Here is a 20617-nt window from a genome sequence, read left to right on the forward strand (position 1 = left end):
ACGACCGGCGGGTGTTGAGCGGCATCGTTTTCGTGAATCGCAATGGGCTGCGCTGGCGTGATGCGCCCAGCGACTACGGCCCGCACAAGACGCTCTACAATCGCTGGAAACGGTGGGGTGAGATGGGTGTGTTCCTCCGCATGATGGAGGGCTTGGCTGCCGCTGATGCCGACCCAAAGACCGTCATGATCGACGCGACATATCTGAAGGCGCACCGCACGGCATCGAGCCTGCGGGTTAAAAAGGGGATCTCGGGCGCCTGATTGGTCGCACCAAAGGCGGCATGAACACGAAGCTCCACGCCGTGACCGACGCAAACGGCCGTCGGCTCAGCTTCTTCATGACCGCCGGACAGGTCAGCGATTACACCGGTGCGGCCGCATTGCTCGACGATCTGCCCAAGGCGCAATGGCTGCTCGGCGACCGCGGGTACGATGCCGACTGGTTTAGGGATGCCTTGCAGGCCAAGGGCATCCAGCCATGCATACCAGGTCGGAGGTCTCGGCTTGAGCCCATCAAATACGACAAACGCCGCTACAGGTGCCGTAGCCGTATCGAGATCATGTTCGGACGGCTGAAGGACTGGCGCCGCGTTGCGACCCGCTACGATAGGTGTCCGACAGTCTTCTTGTCCGCCATCGCCCTCGCTGCCACCGTCATCTTCTGGCTTTGATCAACGAGTCCTGACCCTCATGAAGTCCTCCGTCTGCAAAACTACTGGTGCACCGTTTCGCGCCAAGGATTATTCAGGGTTTCTGCTCGGCGTCCCGCCGGTCCGCTTCGGCCGGGGTCTGCCGAGCGCGTTCGCGGATACGGCGTTCGAGCGGTGCGCCGACGAACAACACTAGCATCGCCAGCAGCAGACCGCCCACAAGTAGTGGCCACACCGCCAATCCCGCTGCCGCTCCGAGCGTCGCTGACACCCAGATGCACGCCGCCGTTGCTAGCCCGTGCACCTCCTGCCCGCTGCCAACGCGCAGGACCGCGCCCGCGCCGATGAAGCCGACGCCGGATAGGATGCCCTGCATCACTCGACCTGCTGCATCGGCGTTCACGTTCGGCAAGCCGCTGTGGACGATCGCCTGGATGGCGATGCAACTCGCGAGCCCGACCAGCCCCAGCGTCCGCAGACCCATGATCTGTCGGTTCTCGCGTGACCGTTCCCAGCCGAGCGTCATGCCGGCCGCCGTCGCCACGATCATCCTGCCGATCGCGTCGACCCAGAAGGCGAGATCGACCGACAAAGGCGGCGGATTCACTCGACCAGCACGTGGACGTGGTGCCAGGCCGTGCAGAGGTATCCGGCGAAGTTCCACATCGTATCGGGTAGTTCGGGCTGACCCTGGCCCGCATCGTCGAACGCGCGCACCACAAGGTGCTGGCGCCCCTTGGGCAGTTCCGCATCGAGCGACCAGCGCTGCCAGCTCCACTGCCCGTCCGGATCGTCGGAGAAATCGGCCTGCCGCCAGTCTCGACCGCCGTTCAGCGACACCTCTACCCGCGACACGTCGCGCTCATAGGCGACGGCATAGCCCTCGATCCGGACCTTGCCCGCGGGCAGACTCTCGCCCGAACCAGGCGAGCAGATCGCGGCGTTGAGCGGCATGGCGTTGATCGTCAGCCCTTGCGTCCAGTCCGCCGTCTCGCTGGTCACGTCGGCCGGAAAAAGCTTGTAATCGTGCGCCTGGATCGGCGCCTCGGAGGGCGTGTCCTTGACCTCGATCCGGGTCAGCCACTTGGCGCTACGCACGCCAGCATAGCCTGGCACGACCAGACGCAACGGCGCACCGTGCTCGGATGCCAGCGGTTCGCCGTTCATCGCCCAGGCGAGCAGCACGTCGGGCGCCCGCGCCTTGGTCATAGCGATCGAGACGCCGAACGGTGCCACCTCGCCTTCCACATCCACCTCGTCAGCGCCGGTGAAGCAGACGAACAGGTTGGACGCGTCCGATGCTCCAACTGCATCCAACAGGTCTGCGAGCCGCACGCCCGTCCACTCGGCATTGCCGATCGCGCCTATGTCCCACGGATCGCCTGAAGTCTTGCCCACCTGTTGGAGATCGGTCCGGCGGTTGCCGGCGCACTGAAGCACAGCCGTGACAGTCCGGACCGGAAAGCGCGCCTTCAACTCCGCAATCGAGATGGAGCACTCGCCCACACTGATCCCGCCCACCTCAATCCGGTGATCGGCCGGCAGGTCCGGCACGGGCCCATGGCTGCGCACATAGAACAGGTTCTGTGGCGTCAAGAACCGCTCGATCAAGGCGCCGGGCACCGGCTCGGCGTTGTAGGGCTCGGGGTTCCGCTCTATCATCAGCTCGCTCATGCTATTGTAACGCCTGACAATCGGTTTGGCCTCGGCCTCATCCTCACTATCTTGCCCGATCATGCGATGTGCAGCGCGGCCAGCAGCGTCAGGCTGATCGCGGCCAAGCCGAGCAACGACAACACGACGGCCATGGTCACGCGGCCCCCGGCCTTGGCGACGGTGCGGACGTCCACGCCGAGCCCGAGCGCCGCCATGGAAACGACGGTCAGCAGCGTGGCGCTCCGGCCGATCGGCGCGATGGCGACGGTCGGCACCAGACCCAGCGAGCGGCAGGCGACCAGTGCGAGGAAGCCGATGATGAACCAGGGCACGAGGTGGGCGAGGTCCATCCGCTTGGCCGTAGGCGCACCGGCGACGAACTCGCCTTCGGGAACCGACTGCGGCGCGAGACGAGGCGCCACCAGCGACAGAACAAGGCACACCGGCCCGAGCATCAGCACGCGCACCAGCTTGACGAGCGTACCCATCTGCACGGCGGTGGCGCCCAACGGCGAGGCGGCTGCGATCACCTGCGGCACGGCATAGACAGTGAGCCCGGCGAGCGCCCCGAAGGCGAGCCCGCCCATGCCGAGCGCAATCCCGAGCAGTGGCAGGCCAAGCACTACCACCACACCCAGTACCGCCGTGAACGCGATCGAGGCAGCTACGTCGTCGCTGTCGGCGCCGATTACCGGTGCCACGGCCGCGATGGCGGAGTTGCCGCAGATTGAATTGCCGCAAGCCACCAGCAGCGCCATCCGTGTCGGCAAGCCGAGCAATCGGCCGATCCCAAAGCTGAGCAGGATTGCGCTCACGACCACGCCGGCGATACCGGCGAGGAGCGGCAGCCCGGCCGCCAAGATGGTCGCGGCACTGACCGAAGCACCGAGCAGGACGACCGCCACCTCCAGTAAGTATTTGGCGCTGAATGCGATGCCTTCGTGCCACCTTTCATCCGGGGTCCAAAGGCTGCGCACGGCGGTGCCGATCAGGATGGCGAGCACCAGCGCCTCCAGCCACGCCTTGCCGGCCAGTGCGCGCTCGCCCGCCTCCAGCGCGTAGGCCGAGCCGGTGACGGCGAGGCAGAGGCCGACGCCGGGCAGCAGCGCGGGCAATCTGCTAGTCTGGACGGTAGGGAATATACGATCGGGATAGGCAAAACTGGCCACGGCGGTGTTCCTTCCGTCGCACGATCTAAACCCTGCCTACCGATCGCTCCAACTTAGCCTTGTTGTCATTCCGATCGTCAATCGTGATCGGTTTCTATATCAGGTGCGGTGTGACACTGGAGCAACTGCGCATCTTCGTCGGCGTGGCCGAGCGCAAGCATATGACCGTCGCGGCGCGGCCTTAAACGTCACGCAGTCAGAGGCTTCCGCAGCCATCGCCTCGCTTGAGGAGCGACACGCAACCAAGCTCTTCCACCGCGTCGGGCGCGGCATCGCTCTGACAGAGGCCGGACGGCTGTTCCTGACCGAGGCTCGCGGAGTTCTTGCGCGGGCCGACGCGGCCGAGACGGTGCTGGAGGAGCTTGGCGGGCTGAAGCGGGGCACGCTGCGCCTCGTCGCCAGCCAGACCATCGCCGCCTACTGGTTGCCGCCCATCCTTGCGGCTTTCCATGAGCGCTATCCGGCGATTAGTATCGAACTGTCGATCGGCAACACCGGGCAGGCCGCGGCACGCGTCTATGACGGCAAGGCCGATCTGGGTATTGTCGAGGGCGAGATCGACAACCCGGCGTTGGCGCATTGGCCGATCGGCGAAGACCGGCTGTTGCTCGTCGGAGCACAGCCTTTCGGCGACGCCGACATCGACGTGACATGGCTGCGACGAGCACGCTGGGGGCAACGGGAGCCTGGATCAGGCACGCGATCGACGTTGAATAGCGAGTTGCGCAGCTTGGGAGTCGATCCGGCTGCCCTCGACGTGGCGCTGACGATGCCGTCTAATGAAAGCGACCGAACGGCCGTGGAGGCTGGGGCGGACGTTGCTGTCCTGTCGGCGCTAGTGGTCGACCCGGCCATCAAGGCAGGTCTGTTGCACGTCGCACCGATCACATTCGCTCCTCGCCCCTTCTTCGGGCTGCGGCATAAGGAACGCTATCGCACGAAAGCCGCGGATGCGCTGTTGGACGTGATCGGGTTGCAGCGGCGGTAGGTACGCATCGGCATTCTCAAAACGCCATCCTTTTTGGGACCGCCCGCGATCGCCATCTCCTTCCTGAAACCTGTCTGACCGCACTCTACCAGATTTGCGCCATAGTAGGACGGGACATCGCCCACGAGCGGCCGGATCTGGCAGTAGCTGTCGTTCGGCAGACCGTGCCGGGACGACGCCCTTGTCCCAGAAGGCGTAGATTACGGCGGAAAACCCTGTCGCCATCCTGGATGCACGACAAACGGGTGTTTTACGACACTTGGTCGGATGACATGTAGCGCTGACAGGCATCGACGGTCACAAAGCTGCAGTCGCGAAAATTAGAACTTCTGCGACGCACCTTTTTGCAGGAGCCCTCGCAACCTCGCTGGCTTAGGCGAGGCGATCGAGGTGAGCCCGCAGTCCGACCGCCAATGATGCCAGATCGGCATGGTCCTGCTTGGGCAAGCTCGTAACGATGGATGCGAGTGTGGCATCCCGCGTCGCGGGCGATAGCTGCGGGTCGCGCTCGTCCTCGGGAAGTGCAAGCAAGGTCGTCACCGTGCCGACCCCGGCAGCATGGATCAGCGCCACCGCGCGATCTACGGGCATTCGCAACCGGCCCGCTCTCGCGATACGCTCCACCCGCTCGCAATACGTAGATCTGTAGCGTGACCACGGGGAGCCGTGCGGGTTCGTCACCCATGAAGACTGCATCAGCCTGGTAATCGCTGAAGTAGGTCCAGACGGTACTTCGCACCAGAGGCGAGTGCGGCAGGCGCTCGCAATCGAGCCCAAGCGTCATGAGGGCACTCGCTACCCGCTGCCGATCCGCCGCATCGAACGTGCCGGCAGGAGAATGAATCAACATCTTGGGCATGAGATATCTGAGGTCCGGAATGTGGGAGTACCTCGCGACAGCGGCACTCGCAGTGAATCACATCGTCTGTCCGCCGGACACTTCGATGCGCTGGCCGTTGACCCAGCGGTTGTCTGGACCGAGCAAGCTCGCGACCATGGGGCCGATGTCGTCAGGCAGGCCGACGCGGCCGAGCGCCGTCATGCCGGCGAATGCCTGGTTGTAATGGGGGATCTCGCGCACGGCACCGCCCAGGAAGTCGGTCTCGATCGCGCCGGGGGTGACGGTGTTGGCCGTGATGCCGCGGCTGCCGATGGCAGACTTGGCACGTTCGGCGTGTGCCTCGGTGGCCATCTCCCCTATCGGGCGGCACTCGATCCGCGGGTGTCTGCGGCCGCCTGCTTTTACCCCACCGACATCCACTCGGCCACACTCGGAGAAGGTGGGTCGGACGACAGCCTGAAGCGCATGTCGGACTTGAAGGCCGAAACCATGTTCGTTTGGGGGCGGCAGGATCCACACGTCCCCTTTGCAGGACGGGAGATGATCCGTGCGCGGTTGCAGGACGTCGCTGCGCACTACGAATGGCATGAGGTGAACGCACAGCTTGCGTTCCTGAGAGACGGAGGGCCGCGCTTTGACCCGGCGCTGTTCCTGTAGTCCGTGACGCTGACGTTGGACTTCTACCGCCGCGCCATGTCGGGACGCGACGATCAGGAGCAGGGCGTCAGCTAAGGTTCTTCATGAGTGCAGCGTGCGACGGCAACGTATGGGCTATGAACGGCAAAATGGCCGCACCGATCGCGACGGCGTCCTCGTCATGACTGGCTCGTTGGATCAAAGCCATGTTCGGGACCGCGCTTCCGAGCGCGGCGATGTTACGGTTCAGTTCGAGTATGAGGCTGTCCAGCAGGCACGACGGCAGTCGCGCGCCGATGAAGATCGCGGTCGGGTTGAGGAGGGCGTTCACCGTCATGATGGGGAGCGTAAGAGTCTTTGCCGCCTCTAAGGACCAAGCGCGGACGACCGGGTTGTGGCGTTCGACGTCTGCACGAAGTTCCGCCACGCTACCCGAATACCCCGCTTTCTCCAGCCTGAGTCTAAGTTCAGACAAAGACACGCAGTCCTGGACGGTCGGCCCTGCGGGATGGTTGAAGTCCGCAGGAAGCAGTCCGAGTTCACCTGCTCGCCCGTTTCCGCCGCGCACATACTCGTTGTCCACGACGACAGCACCGCCCAGTCCGGCGCTGATCAACACGTAGAAGAAGTCGGTGAATTGCCGTCCGTTGCCGAACTGCGCTTCCCCGATCGCCGCCGCTGCGGCGTCGTTGTCGCGGAGGACGGGCAGGCCCAGTCCATCTTGAAGTAGGAGTGAGACGTTCGTCGTTGCCCAGACGCCGTATGCCTCGGGCATCTTCGGCAGCGCGATCGTTCCAATATCGTCAGGTATCGCAAGACCGATGCCGATGAAGCGTTCTCGGTCCAGCTTCAATGCGTCAGTCGTCTCGGCGTACCACTCCTGAACGAAGTCGACGACCATTTCGGGGCTAGGAAAATCAACCTCCTTGACGGATCGCGCGCGAACGCCTCCCGCGAGGTCGAGGATCACCACGGCGACATGATCTCGATCGATGTTTACCCCTAGCGAAAAGCAGCCGTCGGGATCGATCGCGAGCCGCGAAGCGGGGCTACCTCTGGGGCCTTTGATGCGGGCGGTCTCGTGGATGAGACCCTCGTCGATGAGACGACGGGTGATGTTGGCTATGGTGGGAAACGTGAGGCCGGTCGCCGCGGCGAGTTCGGACCGCGAAACCTCGCCTCCTGCGACACGGATGGCTTGCAGCACCACCCGCTGGTTGAAGTCGCTGACGCGGACAAGATTGCTGCCAGACAGGCCAACGGTCAGCCGAGGCTGCCGGTCGTTGCCACGCATGCCGTCGTCCTTGGACACCGTCGCCACCATCTTGTTGTTACCGCTATCATTCATCCCCTCCATATTGCATCAAATACGGCTGGTGACGCGAACAAAAATATGGCCGCAGCGAAATGTCGCTGCGGCCTGAGTGAACCCCGTGAGTGGCTGGTCAAGGGGAGGAGAACCAGCCTAGGGTATCGCGTGAAGCTCAGTTGCGGATGCGGACGCCAAATGTCACTCGTCGTTCGAAGATGCTCGAGCCATACCAGAAGTTCTTGAACTGGGCGTATTGCTCCTCGTTCTCCTTGGTCAGGTTCGACCCTTGCACGAACATCGTGAACTTCGGTGTCACGTCATAGCTCGCGGACGCGTCCAGATAGCCTGTCGCGCGGTTCCAGACGGCCAGATTGTCATCAGCCGCGGCAACGAACCCGCCGAAGCGCTTGCTCCGATAGTTGTAGGCCACGCGACCCTGCACTGGGCCCTTCTGATAGAACAGCACCGCGTTGGCCTGATGCTTCGAGTTGTCCGGAACGGGCAGCGACTTGCCGAAGAGATCGACGTTTGAGCTGCCGCTGTCCGAGTAGGTGTAGTTCAGCTGGCCGCCGAAGCCGCTGAGCGCGCCGGGGAGCCAGTCGAAGACGGTCTGGAAGCCGACTTCGACACCCTTGATGGAGCCGCCCTTGCCATTGACCGGTCGCGTGACCGGACCGCCTTCGCGGACGACGCCATCGGCGTCAGGCTGCGCCTCGATCAGCGTGTTCGTCTGCAGGAAGCTCTTAACGTCGAACCAGAAGGCGGCGACCGAAAGGAGGCTGCTCTGGTTGAAGTACCACTCGTAAGAGACGTTGTAGTTGGCGGATCGCGGCAGTTCGAGATTGGGGTTGCCCGCAGATCCGGAACTGTAGCGCTGTAAGCTCGGATCGAGTGCCACCCCTTGATAGGTTCGCGTTCCGTTCACAGCGTACGACGATGCCAGACCGCGGCCGAACTGGGAGAGATCGAGTTGGCCGAGCGTTTTGGCGTAGGCGAAGCGGAGATACATGTCCGGACGCACGTGCAGGCTCAGGTTGGCGTCCGGCAGGAAGTCGTCGCTATCGTTGTTCGACTTGGTCGTTCCTGCTGCGATGGCGACGCCGTTGAACGAGAGATCGCCGATGAACTGGCCGTTCGTCGGGAAGGAGTAGATGCCGAGCTTCGTCTTCACGTAGCGCACGCCCGCGTTTCCGGTGAATTCGAGCGAGCCCACCGACCCGTCGAAGTTGGCTTCGGCGTAGGCGCTGATCTGGCGTTGGGTCACGCGATAGCTGTTCTGGGGGTCGAGGTAGGCCTTCGTGCCCGGGAAGAGCAGCGCGTTGTAGGCGTTCACGTCGTTCAGCGCGTTGGGCGAGATGGCAGGAACGTTGGGGATGCCGCTGATGGGTCCGAAGCCGCCCGCGGACGTCACCAGTCCTGGGAGATCGTTGAACTTGCGGATCGGTACCACGCTGTAGCCGACCGTGTCGACGATGAGGGGATCCTTGTAGAAGTACAGATGGCCGGCCGGACCGATAGGCGACAGATATCGGAATGCGTTGTTGCCGGCGTCGCGATTGCCGTACCTGCCGCCGATGCGGATGTTCTTGAGCGGCCCCAGGTCGGTATCGTATTGCGCGTCCGCGCGGTAGACGTCGAGCGTAGCCTTCTGCTTCGACGCTTGCGACCAGGTGGAGGTCAGGGAGTAGTTGGCTGGGTTCGTCACGTCCGTGAGGAAGTTCACCGAAGGCTCCGATCCGCGGAAGTCCACCGTAGCGCGAACGGCGGCCAAGCCGCCTGGGTTGGCGTAGCTACAGTTGGCCGGAATCGTGGCTCCCGCGCAGCTGGTCGGAAGCGAACGGGGAACGACGCCCGCTCTGGTCGCCCAGGAGTCGATGTCGGTCTGGGTCGAGCTGTTCCGCGAATCCCCGTGCACGTAGCGAAGGGTGGCGCTGAACGGCCCGTCGTTCTTGAAGCGGGCCTCGAGGTTCGTGTTGATCGACCGAGCCTTGCTGTAAGCGTTCAACGTGTGGACCTGGAACCGCGACAGGTTCAGATCGGCGAACTGGACGACGCCGTTGCTGTCGATGATCGACGACGGGAGGTAGCTGTCGTTCGAGAAGTTGCCGTGCAGCACGGCGGTGTTGCCCGAGTTCCTGTTGCGGAACCGCGTGTAGGCGACGTCGCCGATGAGCTGGATGGAATCCGTGACGTCGTATTGGACCGAAGCGTTCGCGCCGATCCGCTCGCGCTGCGTCTGCCCGTTGTCGAACTCGAGCGCGACGGGATTGTAGAAATAGTCCTTGTCGGCGAGCTTCTTGCTGTTCGTGATGTCGCCGTCCTTGCGGACGTCGAAGCCGGCCTGGGCATCGGTCGTCTTCAGGATGCCGTTGGTCACGCGCGGGTTCTTGTTGCTCAGGATCTCGTGGTCATACGAGCCGGCAAGGAGAAAGCCGATGCGACTGCCGTTGTATGCGACCAGGGCAGAAGCGTTCTGGCTCCAGTCCTTGGTGATGTTCCCGTACGTGTCCTGCACCGAGCCCGTCGCCGTCAGCCCCTTGTGGAGATCGAAGGGCCGGCGGGTCTTGAGAGCGATGATACCCGAGTTGCCGCCCGTGAGGTCGGCGGCCGTTGGCGACTTGATGACGTCGACGCCCGCGAACAGGGTGGACGGAATGTCCGTCAGGTTGGGCTGCGCCCCGGTGATGTTGGATGCGCCGAGGAACTGCTCGCCGTTCAGCGTCGTCAGGACGTTCGCCAGACCGCGGATGTTGACCGAGGCGCCCTGTCCGGCCGACCGCGTGATCTGCACGCCGGTGACCCGCTGAAGCGAATCGGCGATGGTTACGTCGGGCAGCTTGCCGATGTCTTCGGCGGCGATCGAGTCGACGATCTGCGACGCCTCGCGCTTGACGTTGATCGCCTTCTGCTGCGCCCCACGGACGCCTGTCACGACGATGTCCTGCTCGTTGGCGCCGTCCTGAACCGGTGGCGTTGCCGCATCCGGGGCCGCTGCTGCCGGACCGTCCGACGTGGTCTGCTGCGCCGTTGCGGACTGTGCGCCTAGAAGCGCTACAACGGAGCTAGCCGTGAATAGAACCGATCGGAGTGCTGTGAGTTTACGCATTGCCTTCATCCCCTCATCCTGACCGGGAGGGAACTCGAACGTGCACGGCGCTTCGGCGCAGTGTCATGTTCCCTCCCCCACTCGGCTCTTTCCAAGCCCTCTTGGTCTTGCCTGAAAAGCAGCTTTCATTTGCGTTTGCAATACTTATTCAATTTGATTGAATAAAAGTTGACGTGCTACTTTCCGCTTAGGGCTCTGGTGGGGCTGCTGGGTCACTTCTGAGTAGACGGCTATGCTCGGACATGAAGCGCCACATAAGCCGCGTGTCTGCGACGCCCCACTCGTGTGTGCCACTCCTCGTCACATAGGAGACTACGTCCACCCCCGGCTGGCAGCCGAGATAACGACGCTTCATTCTTCCAGACCTGCCAAGTTCAGTTTCGGCGACGCCTCGGCATCCATCAATGTCCGCCCAACGGCGCTCGGCTGCCAGCAACCCATACTGCCAATACCTCGCTCCACCGCCATCGATCGGATTTGTGGTGTCAGCGCCGCCCGAAAAGGCAACGACCGGCATAGGCCTTGTCGGCTGGCAGGTCTTCACGTCGGGTTTCGGAGGCGTCGAGCGATCTGGCGCACCCGCTCTAAGCCCTACCACCGGCGCGATCGCCGCCAGGCGATCAGACAGAACGCAGCCAAGCAGTGAGACCATCCGGCCGCCTCCGGATAGACCGGTTGCGTAAATGCGTTCTGGGTCGGTGCAGCCCTTGGCGATCAAAGTGTCGATCAACGCCAAGATGCGCGCGACGTCATCCGGCGCATCGGCGGGCGGCAAGGTCCCGGCCGTGGTCGGCACGCCTGGTATATTCCAGGCCAGGCCACCGGAGGGGAGAGTCAACCCCCCATCCGGCGAGGCCACGATCACGTGGTGGCGATCCGCGAGCTCCATCAATCCCGAACGGTCGAGCTGCTGTGCGCCATTCGAGCCGCTACCATGCAGGTTGAGAATGAGCGGCAGAGCCTTCCAGGACCGGGTCGCGTGAGGCACGTACAGCAATACCGGACGCGCCATGCCCACCGTCCCGATCTCGATGATCTGTCGCCCGGATGGCGTCAGTTCGCAGCGGGGACGTGCCGCGGATGCTGCGGCGCCGCCCGAAAGCGCGACAACCGCGATCACGCTCCGGACGATCCAACTGGCAAGCTGTGCAGACGCGTTCGTGCGTTTCATAGCCGTATCCGAACCCCGCCCAAGACGCGGCGTTCGAAGATGGCCTGATCGAGATAGAAGTTCTTGAACTGGGCGTAGCGCTCCTCGTTCTCCTGCGTGAGGTTGGTGCCCTGCACGTATACAGTGAAGCGCGGCGTGACGTCGTAGCTGAGTGATGCGTCCAGATAGTTCGTCGGTTTCGTGAAGACGGCCAAATTGTCGCTTCCGGCGGGGGTCAGGCCGTTGAACCGCTTGCTGCGGTAGTTCATTGCGACCCGCCCCTGGAATGGCCCCTTCTGATAGAAGACGACAGCGTTGACCTGGTGTCGGGAGTTGTCTGGAACGGGCAGCGTCCTTCCAAAGAGATCGACGTTCGAGCTGCTGCTGTCGGACAACGTGTAGTTCAGCTGCGTGCCGAAGCCGCTGAGCAGACCAGGCAGATAGTCGAAGGTCGTCTGGAGCCCAATCTCCACACCTTTGATGATCCCGCCCTTCCCATTAGCAGGGCGCGTCACTGGTCCCCCCTCGCGAACGACGTCGTCTTCGTCTGGCTGCGCTTCTATGGCCGTGTTCGTTTGTAGGAACGATTTGACGTCGAACAGGAAGGCAGCCACCGACAGGATGCTGTTGCGCGAGAAATACCACTCATAGGAAACATTGTAGTTCGTCGACTGCGGAAGCTTCAGAGATGGGTTTCCGGCGGATCCCGAGTTGAACCGTTTTAGATCCGACGGGAGGGGCTGCCCGTTGAACGTCCGCGAACCGTTGATGACGTAACTGAACGCGAAGCCCTGCCCGAGCGTGGCCAGATCGTAGGTCCCGACGACCTTGGCGAACGCGAACCGCAGTCGCATGTCGCTCGCCAGCTCAAAATTGAGATTGGCATTCGGTAGCCAGAAGTCGCTGTCGTTCTTGTATTTTACGGTGGGCAGCGCGAGCTGGACGCCGTTGTTGGCGTTCAACCCGACGAAGGCGATCCCGTTCGCTGGGTTGGTGAAGATGTCGAGCGAGTTGCGCGCGTAGCGCAATCCTACGTTCCCAGTGAACGGAACGATCAGCTGCCCGCCGACGTCCGCCTGAAGGTAGGCGGCGACGTCACGACTGTTGACGCGATACGACTGGGTCGGGTTTGCGAATTCCCGCGTACCAGGAAACAGTGCCTCATTGAACTGCCGGACATCGTTGAGCGCGGTCGGATTGATCGCTGGTAGGGCTGGAATGCCCGTAATGGGACCAAAGCCGGTGGCCATCGTGGTCAGGCCGGGAATGTCGGCGAACTTGCGCACCGGCACGAGGGAGCGGTTGAGCCCGTTTACCCGGTTAATGCCAGTCGCGTCCTTGAAGTAGTAGAGATAAGGCGTCCCCCCGAACGAGATCGGAGACAAGAGCCGGAAAGCGTCGTTGCTGACGTCACGCGTCCCGTATCGGCCGCCGAACTGTAGCTTTCGCAGAAGGCCGTCGTCGCTGACCTGGTAGGCCCCATCAATCCGATACGCGTCGAGCTGTGCTTCGGAGCGGTTTCCGAAGGCCCATGTGGACGTCAGCGAGTAAAGCGCAGGGTTCGTCACGTCGCTCGCGAACGACACCGCAGGGTAGTGGTTGCGGAAGTCGATGCTAGCGAGGACGCTGGGAAGACCGCCCGGATTGCCGTAGACGCAGGACGCCGGCGTCGTCGTGCAGTCGGCGACGCTCGAGCTCCTCGGAACGAGAATGCTTCTGGTGGCCCATGCATCGACGTTGCCGGAGATGTAGCTCGATTTCGAATCCGCCTGCACCCAGCGCGCCGACGCTGTCAACGGGCCTCCGTCGTCGAAGCGCAATTCAACGTTCGTGTTTAGCGAACGAGCCTTGGTATAGTTGTTGATGGTCGATGTGTGGAAACGGAACAGGTTCGCGTTTCCGACCTCCAGCACGCCGTTTCCGTCGATGATCGAACTGGACTGGTAGGCGTTGTCGGAAAAATTGTTGTGCAGCACGGCCGAAACGCCAGAGTCTCGGTTTCGCAGGCGCGTGTAGGCCAGATCTCCAATGAGCTGGAGCGAGTCCGTGATCTGATACTGCGCCGACGCGTTGGCGCCCAGCCTCTGTCGATCAGTGATCGAGTTGCTCATTTCGAAGGCGACGGGATTGTAGAAGTAGTCGCCATCGGCGCGCAGGGTGCTGTTCGTGATGTCGCCATCGCCTCTCGTGTCGAAACCCGCCGCCCTGTCCGTCGTCTTGCGGATGCCGTTGGTGATCGATGGGCGCTGATTTGACAGCGTCAGGTCGTCGTATGCTACCGCAAGCAGTCCGCCGAACCGGCCGTTGTTCCATCCGACTAGCGCCGAATACTGCTGGCTCCAGTCCTTGGTGCGGTTTCCGTAGACGTGCTGACCCGACACCGATGCGGTCAACCCCTTGGGTAGGTCGAAGGGGCGGCGCGTCTTGAGATCGACGATCCCGGAGACACCGCCGGACAGGTTGCGCGCCGTTGGCGACTTTATCACGTCGACGCCGGCGAAGAGTTCCGATGGGACGTCGGTGAGGTTTGGCTGCGCTCCCGTTATGTTCGAGGCACCTAGAAACTGCTCCCCGTTCAATGTCGTAAGCACCTGACCCAGACCACGGATGTTTAGGGAAGCCCCCTCCCCTGCGGATCGCGTGATCTGGACGCCGGGCACCCGCTGCAGAGAGTCCGCGATGGTCGCATCCGGCAGCTTGCCGATGTCTTCCGCCGCGATCGAGTCCACGATTTGTGCTGCATCGCGCTTGACGTTGATCGCCTTCTGCTGCGCGCCGCGGACGCCCGTGACGACGATATCCTGCGACACGTCCTCCTGTGCGGCAGACGATACCTCTTGCTGCGCCAATGCAGCGTCAGGATGCATCAGAATAGCTGCCGAGCCTGCAAGCAGGCGCATTGCGATGAGTTGTCTGCCCGTACGCATGGTGTCGTCCCCTGTGTTGATCGCGCAAGCGGGGACGAGCGCCGCGGTTGCCGCAGCGTCGAGTCCTCTCCTGTGACGACCGGTGTCTAAGCCCTGTCTTAGAGTTGCAGAGAAACACACTGAGAAGCCGAGATCAAGACTTATTCAATTTGATTGAATAAATTTAGGGAGGTGCTATCCCAGTCATCGACGATCGATCATGGCTGCCCCGAACTGGTAGGCAGCAAATGGTTTTGACGCCTGAGGGAGGAAGCATGAAGTATTTGGCGGTAGCGCTTGCGGCAACGGCGCTTAGCGGGTGGCAGGCCTCGGCTAGCAAGCCATCAGCCGTCATGGGCGGTCCCATCAACGTCGACATCGCGCGTGGCGGCGACAGCGTTAAGGTCCCAATCGCGGCGCGGTCAGCGAACGCTACGGCTCGAACCGGTGACTTCACACTGAGCGGGTGGGTATTGCCCAAGGACGCTTCGGCAGCGGACGCGCCGCTGATGGCGCAAGCTGATCAGGGGAAGGTCGCGTTCGCGCTGAACCTGGTCAAGGGGCGTCCTACATTCATTGCGGGCTCGACCAGAATTACCGCCAATGCGACGATGCCGGTCGGGCGTTGGACCCATTTTGCGGTGATCAACGATGCCAACGGCCTCGTCCTGTACGTCAATGGCAGAACCGCGGGGCGGGCTCGACGCCTAGAAGGGTTCGCTTCCCAGGGATCGATGACTGTCGCGCCACGCCAGTCCGGCTACCAGACGTTTGCAGGCCGCTTGGCGGACGTTCGCCTGGACCAGTCCGGGACCCCGTCAGCAACGATCGCATCTGAGGCGGGTCGGCTTCCTAATCCGGATCTCATCGGCTTCGCGACGAACAGCCCGAAATGGCCGGTGCAGAAGAAGCAGCAGATCGGTATGGAGGCGCCTCAGTCCGCCGATACGCTCCCGAAGTCAGGTGCGCCCTTTTCGGCTCCGATCGCCAAGCCGATCCCGGATCTGCCGGTTCTGGCGAGCGGCGCGGACGGGCGCTGGACGCTGAACGGCTGGCGCCTCGTTGCCGCACCGGACATCCACGACGCAGGAGCGGTCGTGTCCAGGGCTGGATACGACGTCAGCCGCTGGCACGTCGCCACGGTGCCGGGAACCGTCCTGACGACTCTGGTAGATCGGGGCGTCTATCCTGATCCTGGTTACGGCCTCAACAACATGGCCATTCCGGAGAAGCTCAGCCGACAGGCCTACTGGTATCGCACACAGTTCCGCGTGCCAGCGGGAAAAGCCGCGACGAACACGTTCCTTACGTTCAAGGGGATCAACTATGCCGCGGAGATCTGGGTCAACGGGCAGCTCGTAGGCGATGTGAAGGGCGCATTCGTTCGCGGCCGCTTCGACATCTCGAAGGTGGCCGCGCCTGGCACCATTGCCGCCGTCGCCGTGAAGATCCTTCCCCCGCCCCATCCCGGCATCGCCCAGGAGGAGTCCTTGAAGGCCGGTGCCGGCGAGAACGGTGGCATGCTCGTCCTTGACGGCCCCACCTTTGTCGCAGCCGAGGGCTGGGACTGGATACCGTCCATCCGCGATCGGAACATGGGGATCTGGCAGCCCGTGCTGATCGAACAGGTCAGCGCGGCGCGGATAGGCGATCCGCAGATCGTCACGACGCTTCCAAAGCCTGACAACAGCCTCGCGAACGTCGAGGTTCGCGTCCCGGTCGAGAACCTTACGGATCAGCCTGTCGAGACCGTCGTGCGCGCGAGCTTCGACGACGTCGCCGTCAGCCGTTCCGTTCAACTCGCCCCGCGGCAGAAGACCGTCGTCGCGTTCATGCCCGGCGAGTTCCCGCAACTCACCGTCCGAAACCCGCTACTCTGGTGGCCTAACGGCTACGGCAAGCCGAACCTCCACGATCTGCGCATCGAGACGTCGATCGCAGGGAGGAAGTCCGACGAGCGCACGACGCGCTTCGGGATTCGGCAGGTGACCTACGACATGTCGTTGATGGACGATGCGGGAGAGCTGCGTCGGGTCGGCATCGATCTTTCTCGCGCCAGATCGATGGGACAGCATATCGTCGATGGCACTCACGACGGAATCCGCAAGGTCAAGGGCGGCTGGGCCGCATCCCTGGCGCCAGGTGCGCTCAAGTCGGCCGCTGTAACGCGGATCGATGGCGAGGAGGAGCTCGCGCCGCATCTCGTCATCCGCGTGAACGGCGTCCGCATCGCCGCTCGGGGCGGGAACATCGGCATGGACGATTTTATGAAGCGCATCGAGCGCGACCGACTGGAGCCTTTCTTCCGCCTGCACCGTGACGGCAACATGAACATCATCCGCAACTGGGTCGGCCAGAACACCGAGGACGTGTTCTTCGATCTGGCAGACGAATATGGCCTGATGGTTCTCAACGATTTCTGGGAATCGACACAGGATTACAACCAGCAGGTCGACGATGTGCCCCTGTTCATGAACAATGCGCAGGACGTCGTGGCCCGGTATCGGAATCACCCATCGATCGTTGCGTGGATCGGCCGGAACGAGGGTGTTCCGCAGCCGTCGCTCAACGTTGCTTTGCAGTCGCTGATCGAAAAGGAGGACGGAACCCGGCTTTACATGGGCTCCTCCAATAACGTGAATCTTGCCGGAAGCGGGCCCTATGACTGGCGGGAACCCGAAACCTACTTCACCGAGCATGCCAAGGGTTTTGCGGTGGAACTCGGCACGCCGTCATTCCCTACTCTGGAAAGCTGGAAGCGCGCGATCCCGAAGGAGGATCTCTGGCCGATCAGCGACGCATGGGCCTACCACGACTGGCATCAGGATCGGGGCGGATCGGTCAAGACCTACATGGACGCCATGCGCGTTCGTTTCGGTGAGCCGACCAGCCTAGAGGACTTCAGCGGCAAGGCGCAGCTTCTGCAGTATGACTCGCATCGGGCCATCTTCGAAGGGTTCAACGCCGGCATCTGGAAGACGAACAGCGCTCGGATGCTGTGGATGACCCAACCTGCCTGGCCATCCAGCGCATGGAACATCTTCAGCTCGGATTACGATACGCAGGCGTCCTACTACGCGGTCCAGAAATCGTCGGAACCGGTCCACGTGCAGATGAACCTGCCGGATCACAAGATCGTGGTGGTCAACAACACGCGCGAACCGCTGCGCGGGCTGAAGGTTCGAGTGAGGATGACCGATCTGCAAGGCAAGTTCATCGCGGATCGTTCCGTGCAGTTGGATGCGGCTGGCGAAGGCGTTTCAGACGCCATGACGATCGCTCCTGAAATGCTGAGTTCGACTCCGGTGACGCTGGTCAGTCTCGAAGCCGTGGATGCAAAGGGCACGAGTCTCTCGCGGAACTTCTATTGGGAGGGCCGCCAGCCATCGGACCTGAAGGGTATGACGGCGATGTCGAAGGTCGGACTGACGGCGTCCACGACGGCACGGATCGACGGAGCGGAGACAGCCGCTACCATCACGCTTCGGAATGCCACTCAGACGCCGATCATCGAGGCGAAGGCCACGCTTTTCGACGCAGCCGGAAAACAGGTTCTGCCAGCCTACTTCACCGACAACTACGTCTCTCTTCTTCCAGGAGAGGAACGGGTGATCGCCGTGCGATACCCGACGAGCCGCGCGGCCGGACCGGTGAGCGTACGCCTTAGCGGATGGAACGTGACGCCTTCGACGGTGGTGGTGCGATGATGGAGGTGCACACTCAGGACATCCGTGCCGGGGTGGAGCCGACGGCTGAGACGATCCGCGGGGACTGCATCGTCGGGATAGAGCTTGGCGGCACCAAGATCATCTGCACACTGGCCCGAGACCATGACGAAATCGTCGAGACAAGACGGCTTGCAACGCGCGACCCGGTCTCGACGCTCGCCGACATCGAGAGGATACTCGATGGCTGGATGCGAATGCACGATGTGCGAGCGCTCGGCATAGGCAGCTTCGGGCCGATTGAACTGAACCGGTCGTCCGACGACTTTGGCCGCATCGGGAAGACGACCAAACCCGGATGGCATGGCGCCGACGTGGTCCAGCGGCTGATGCGACGCTATGACGTTCCGACCGGGGCCGATACGGACGTGAATGCGGCAGCGCTGGCCGAAGGTCGATGGGGTGCAGCCCGAGGACTTTCGAGCTGGACTTACATCACCGTTGGCACGGGGGTGGGTGCGGGCATCGTAGTTGGTGGGCAAACCGTTCATGGGCTCGGCCATCCCGAGGCGGGACACATGCTCGTGAGGCGCGAGCCTGGTGATGACTGGGAGGGCTCATGCCCGTTCCACGGGGACTGCGTCGAAGGTCTGGTTTCCGGTCCGGCGATAGAACGGCGGACCGGCATGTCAGGTGACGCCATCGCGGACGATCACCCGGTCTGGGAGCACGTCGCGGATGCGTTGGCGACCATGATGCACAACATGCTTTTCACTGTCGTGCCGGAGCGCATCCTGCTGGGAGGTGGCGTCCCATCTCGGCGGCCGTTCCTCATCCCCATGATCCGCAGCAGACTGGAATCGCGGATGGGCGGCTATGCCGGTTCGGACGTCATCGCGGCGCAGCTCGAGACGCTGCTGGTGGCGCCGGGTCTTGGCGACGAAGCTGGTCCGATGGGCTCGCTCGCGTTGGCTTTGGACGCTTTGCAGCAAACGATTGAACCTGGCGCTGTCGCTCAAGCCTGCTTTTCCGAAGTCATCCACGATCAGCGTGGATTGCTTTGATATCGAGAGAGAAAATCGATGAATTATTACCAGAGACGCTTCCGTCTCGAGATCAAGTGCGACGATGCGCCGAACGAGGCTCCTGCGGTGTCCGTTCGAGTATGGAACGTGGTCAACGCCGTCATCAAGCCTCGTTGATTAGGGCCGCAGGTTGCGGTGGCTGATCTAGCTTGCGGGTCCACGATGGAAGTCGGAGCCCGCGACATTCTTTCAGCAGTGGAGACAGTGCGTCATGCTGCACGGGATAAATCTGGAAGTCGCTGCCGAGTGGAACCGGCGGATGTTACTGCAGATTCTTCGAACGTCCGGTCAGAAGACCCGGCGCGAGCTTGCAGCGGTTACCGGGCTTTCCATGCCGGCGATCGCGAACATCGCGGGCCTTCTGATCAAGGACGGCTTCGTTCGGGAATCCGGCCGGACGAGCGGTGGCCGAGGCCAGCCGGCGATCCGATTGCAGATGGTGCAGGATCGAGCGATCTGCGTAGGCGTCGATGTCGGTTCCTCCGCGATGCGCCTCGTTGCCGTCAATCTGGCAGGGCAGGTGGTTCACCGACAAACACAGGCGCGGGATGTCGCGGACGAGACGGAAGTCTGCGCCGCGATCACCGTCGCCGTCGCTGACCTGCTCGCCAGCGGGATCCTTGATGCGAGCAAGGTCATCGGCGTTTCCGTGGCGCGGTGTGGTTCCCGGATCGATCGTGCAGATCAGGGTGAAGCGTCTACGACCAACGCGATCGGGAGGCTGGGAGGGCGAGCGGATCAGCATGCCTCGGAAAGCGAGTTCACCTTTGTCTCGAGCTACGAGGCGTTGGCGGCGATGGAGCCATTTCACCGGACCGGTCATGAGATCGGGCGCTTCGGATACGTCCACCTCAGTGCCTCCCCGTTGCTCGTAACGGTCACGGGAAGGTCTACGGGCCATCTTCACGTAGAGGCGAAGCGCATTCCGCAGGGAGCGAAGATCGCAGCGAGGCTTCAAGCAGCGAGCGAAGCGCAGCCAATCGTCGCAACAACGGCCGCAAGCAACGGCGCGGTGGCCGATTGCGCTGGGGATCTGCATCTTGCTCTGCACGAGGCTTACGGCAGGTCCGTGCCCACGACATTATTTGTGGGAGGATACGTAACGGACTCCGTCGCGATCGATCTGGCCACGGCGCTAGGCAAGCTTCGCGGAAGCGGATCGGTGGTATCTCCTGCGACCGAGCCCGATTACGCCGTCGCCATCGGCGCCGCCGCAATGCTGATCGAAGATCGCCTCATGCCTCAGGGCGTGCTTTGCCCGAAGATCAACGACGACATCGGCGGAGAGCTCGAGACGCTGGCTAGATCCAACTTCCGACTGGCCACCTGTGAACCAGTCGACCGAGGGGTGGCGAATTGATCGCCTCCGTCATGCTGTCGCCGTTGAGTTGTCATTCGGAAGCGCATGCGGATCGGCATGTTTCCGAACCACGTCTTCAGTGCAAAGTCAT

13 protein-coding genes and 2 pseudogenes are annotated in these 20617 nt (G+C 62.7%); 6 read left to right on the forward strand and 9 right to left on the reverse strand.

Annotation, left to right across the window (positions count from 1 at the left end):
* Positions 1 to 673 (forward strand): annotated as a pseudogene (locus O6Y00_RS21480) (IS5 family transposase); the annotation flags it as partial.
* Positions 674 to 746: 73 nt separating this feature from the next.
* Here O6Y00_RS21480 and O6Y00_RS21485 read toward each other — a convergent pair.
* From O6Y00_RS21485 to O6Y00_RS21495, 3 genes are read right to left on the reverse strand one after another with little or no spacing between them, the layout of a single operon-like run.
* Positions 747 to 1259 (reverse strand): MgtC/SapB family protein, encoded by a 513-nt coding sequence (locus tag O6Y00_RS21485; protein WP_353444553.1) that lies wholly within the window; start codon positions 1257 to 1259, stop codon positions 747 to 749.
* Positions 1256 to 2326 (reverse strand): sulfite oxidase, encoded by a 1071-nt coding sequence (locus O6Y00_RS21490; RefSeq protein WP_037535043.1) that lies wholly within the window; start codon positions 2324 to 2326, stop codon positions 1256 to 1258. Before O6Y00_RS21490 ends, O6Y00_RS21485 begins: the two co-directional genes overlap by 4 nt.
* A 59-nt stretch (positions 2327 to 2385) precedes the next feature.
* The gene (locus tag O6Y00_RS21495) at positions 2386 to 3477 is read right to left on the reverse strand and encodes a YeiH family protein (RefSeq protein ID WP_183128845.1); all 1092 of its coding nucleotides are present in this window, start codon (positions 3475 to 3477) and stop codon (positions 2386 to 2388) included.
* Positions 3478 to 3587: 110 nt separating this feature from the next.
* On the opposite strand from O6Y00_RS21495, the pseudogene O6Y00_RS21500 reads away from it, so the two are divergent.
* A pseudogene (locus tag O6Y00_RS21500) lies at positions 3588 to 4465 on the forward strand (LysR substrate-binding domain-containing protein).
* A gap of 372 nt (positions 4466 to 4837) precedes the next feature.
* Here the strand turns inward: O6Y00_RS21500 and O6Y00_RS21505 are convergent.
* A complete protein-coding gene (locus O6Y00_RS21505) occupies positions 4838 to 5056 on the reverse strand; it encodes a hypothetical protein (protein ID WP_353444554.1) in 219 nt (72 codons plus the stop codon).
* A 325-nt stretch (positions 5057 to 5381) separates the two neighbouring features.
* Complete coding sequence (locus O6Y00_RS21510; RefSeq protein WP_353444555.1) at positions 5382 to 5657, reverse strand: SDR family oxidoreductase; 276 nt, start codon at positions 5655 to 5657, stop codon at positions 5382 to 5384.
* Here O6Y00_RS21510 and O6Y00_RS21515 point away from each other — a divergent pair.
* Positions 5640 to 5963, forward strand: coding sequence for a dienelactone hydrolase family protein (locus tag O6Y00_RS21515; RefSeq protein WP_353444556.1), 324 nt, complete (start codon positions 5640 to 5642; stop codon positions 5961 to 5963). The two genes, O6Y00_RS21510 and O6Y00_RS21515, sit on opposite strands and share 18 nt — an antisense overlap.
* A 67-nt stretch (positions 5964 to 6030) precedes the next feature.
* Here the strand turns inward: O6Y00_RS21515 and O6Y00_RS21520 are convergent, their stop codons facing one another.
* The 4 genes from O6Y00_RS21520 to O6Y00_RS21535 form a co-directional block, all read right to left on the reverse strand.
* Positions 6031 to 7290, reverse strand: coding sequence for an ROK family transcriptional regulator (locus O6Y00_RS21520; protein WP_235518210.1), 1260 nt, complete (start codon positions 7288 to 7290; stop codon positions 6031 to 6033).
* Positions 7291 to 7426: 136 nt separating this feature from the next.
* Entirely contained in the window at positions 7427 to 10360 is a 2934-nt protein-coding gene (locus O6Y00_RS21525) for a TonB-dependent receptor (protein WP_353444557.1), read from the reverse strand.
* A gap of 187 nt (positions 10361 to 10547) precedes the next feature.
* Positions 10548 to 11531 carry an alpha/beta hydrolase family esterase gene (locus tag O6Y00_RS21530; protein ID WP_353444558.1) on the reverse strand — a complete coding sequence of 328 codons (984 nt, stop codon included), beginning with the start codon at positions 11529 to 11531 and terminating at the stop codon, positions 10548 to 10550.
* Positions 11528 to 14410 carry a TonB-dependent receptor gene (locus tag O6Y00_RS21535; protein ID WP_353444559.1) on the reverse strand — a complete coding sequence of 961 codons (2883 nt, stop codon included), beginning with the start codon at positions 14408 to 14410 and terminating at the stop codon, positions 11528 to 11530. Before O6Y00_RS21535 ends, O6Y00_RS21530 begins: the two co-directional genes overlap by 4 nt.
* Before the next feature lie 359 nt (positions 14411 to 14769).
* Between O6Y00_RS21535 and O6Y00_RS21540 the strand changes: the two genes are divergently transcribed.
* The 3 genes from O6Y00_RS21540 (at position 14770) to O6Y00_RS21550 (ending at position 20526) form a co-directional block, all read left to right on the forward strand.
* Positions 14770 to 18123 carry a glycosyl hydrolase 2 galactose-binding domain-containing protein gene (locus O6Y00_RS21540; protein ID WP_353444584.1) on the forward strand — a complete coding sequence of 1118 codons (3354 nt, stop codon included), beginning with the start codon at positions 14770 to 14772 and terminating at the stop codon, positions 18121 to 18123.
* Positions 18087 to 19145, forward strand: a complete 1059-nt coding sequence (locus O6Y00_RS21545) for an ROK family protein (protein WP_353444560.1) — start codon at positions 18087 to 18089, stop codon at positions 19143 to 19145. Before O6Y00_RS21540 ends, O6Y00_RS21545 begins: the two co-directional genes overlap by 37 nt.
* Positions 19146 to 19377: 232 nt before the next feature.
* Positions 19378 to 20526: a hypothetical protein gene (locus tag O6Y00_RS21550; protein WP_056484368.1), complete on the forward strand. Its 1149-nt coding sequence runs from the start codon at positions 19378 to 19380 to the stop codon at positions 20524 to 20526.
* Positions 20527 to 20617 lie beyond the last annotated feature (91 nt).

The organism is Sphingomonas faeni, assembly GCF_040407565.1.
GTDB classification, from domain to species: Bacteria; Pseudomonadota; Alphaproteobacteria; order Sphingomonadales; family Sphingomonadaceae; genus Sphingomonas; species Sphingomonas faeni_F.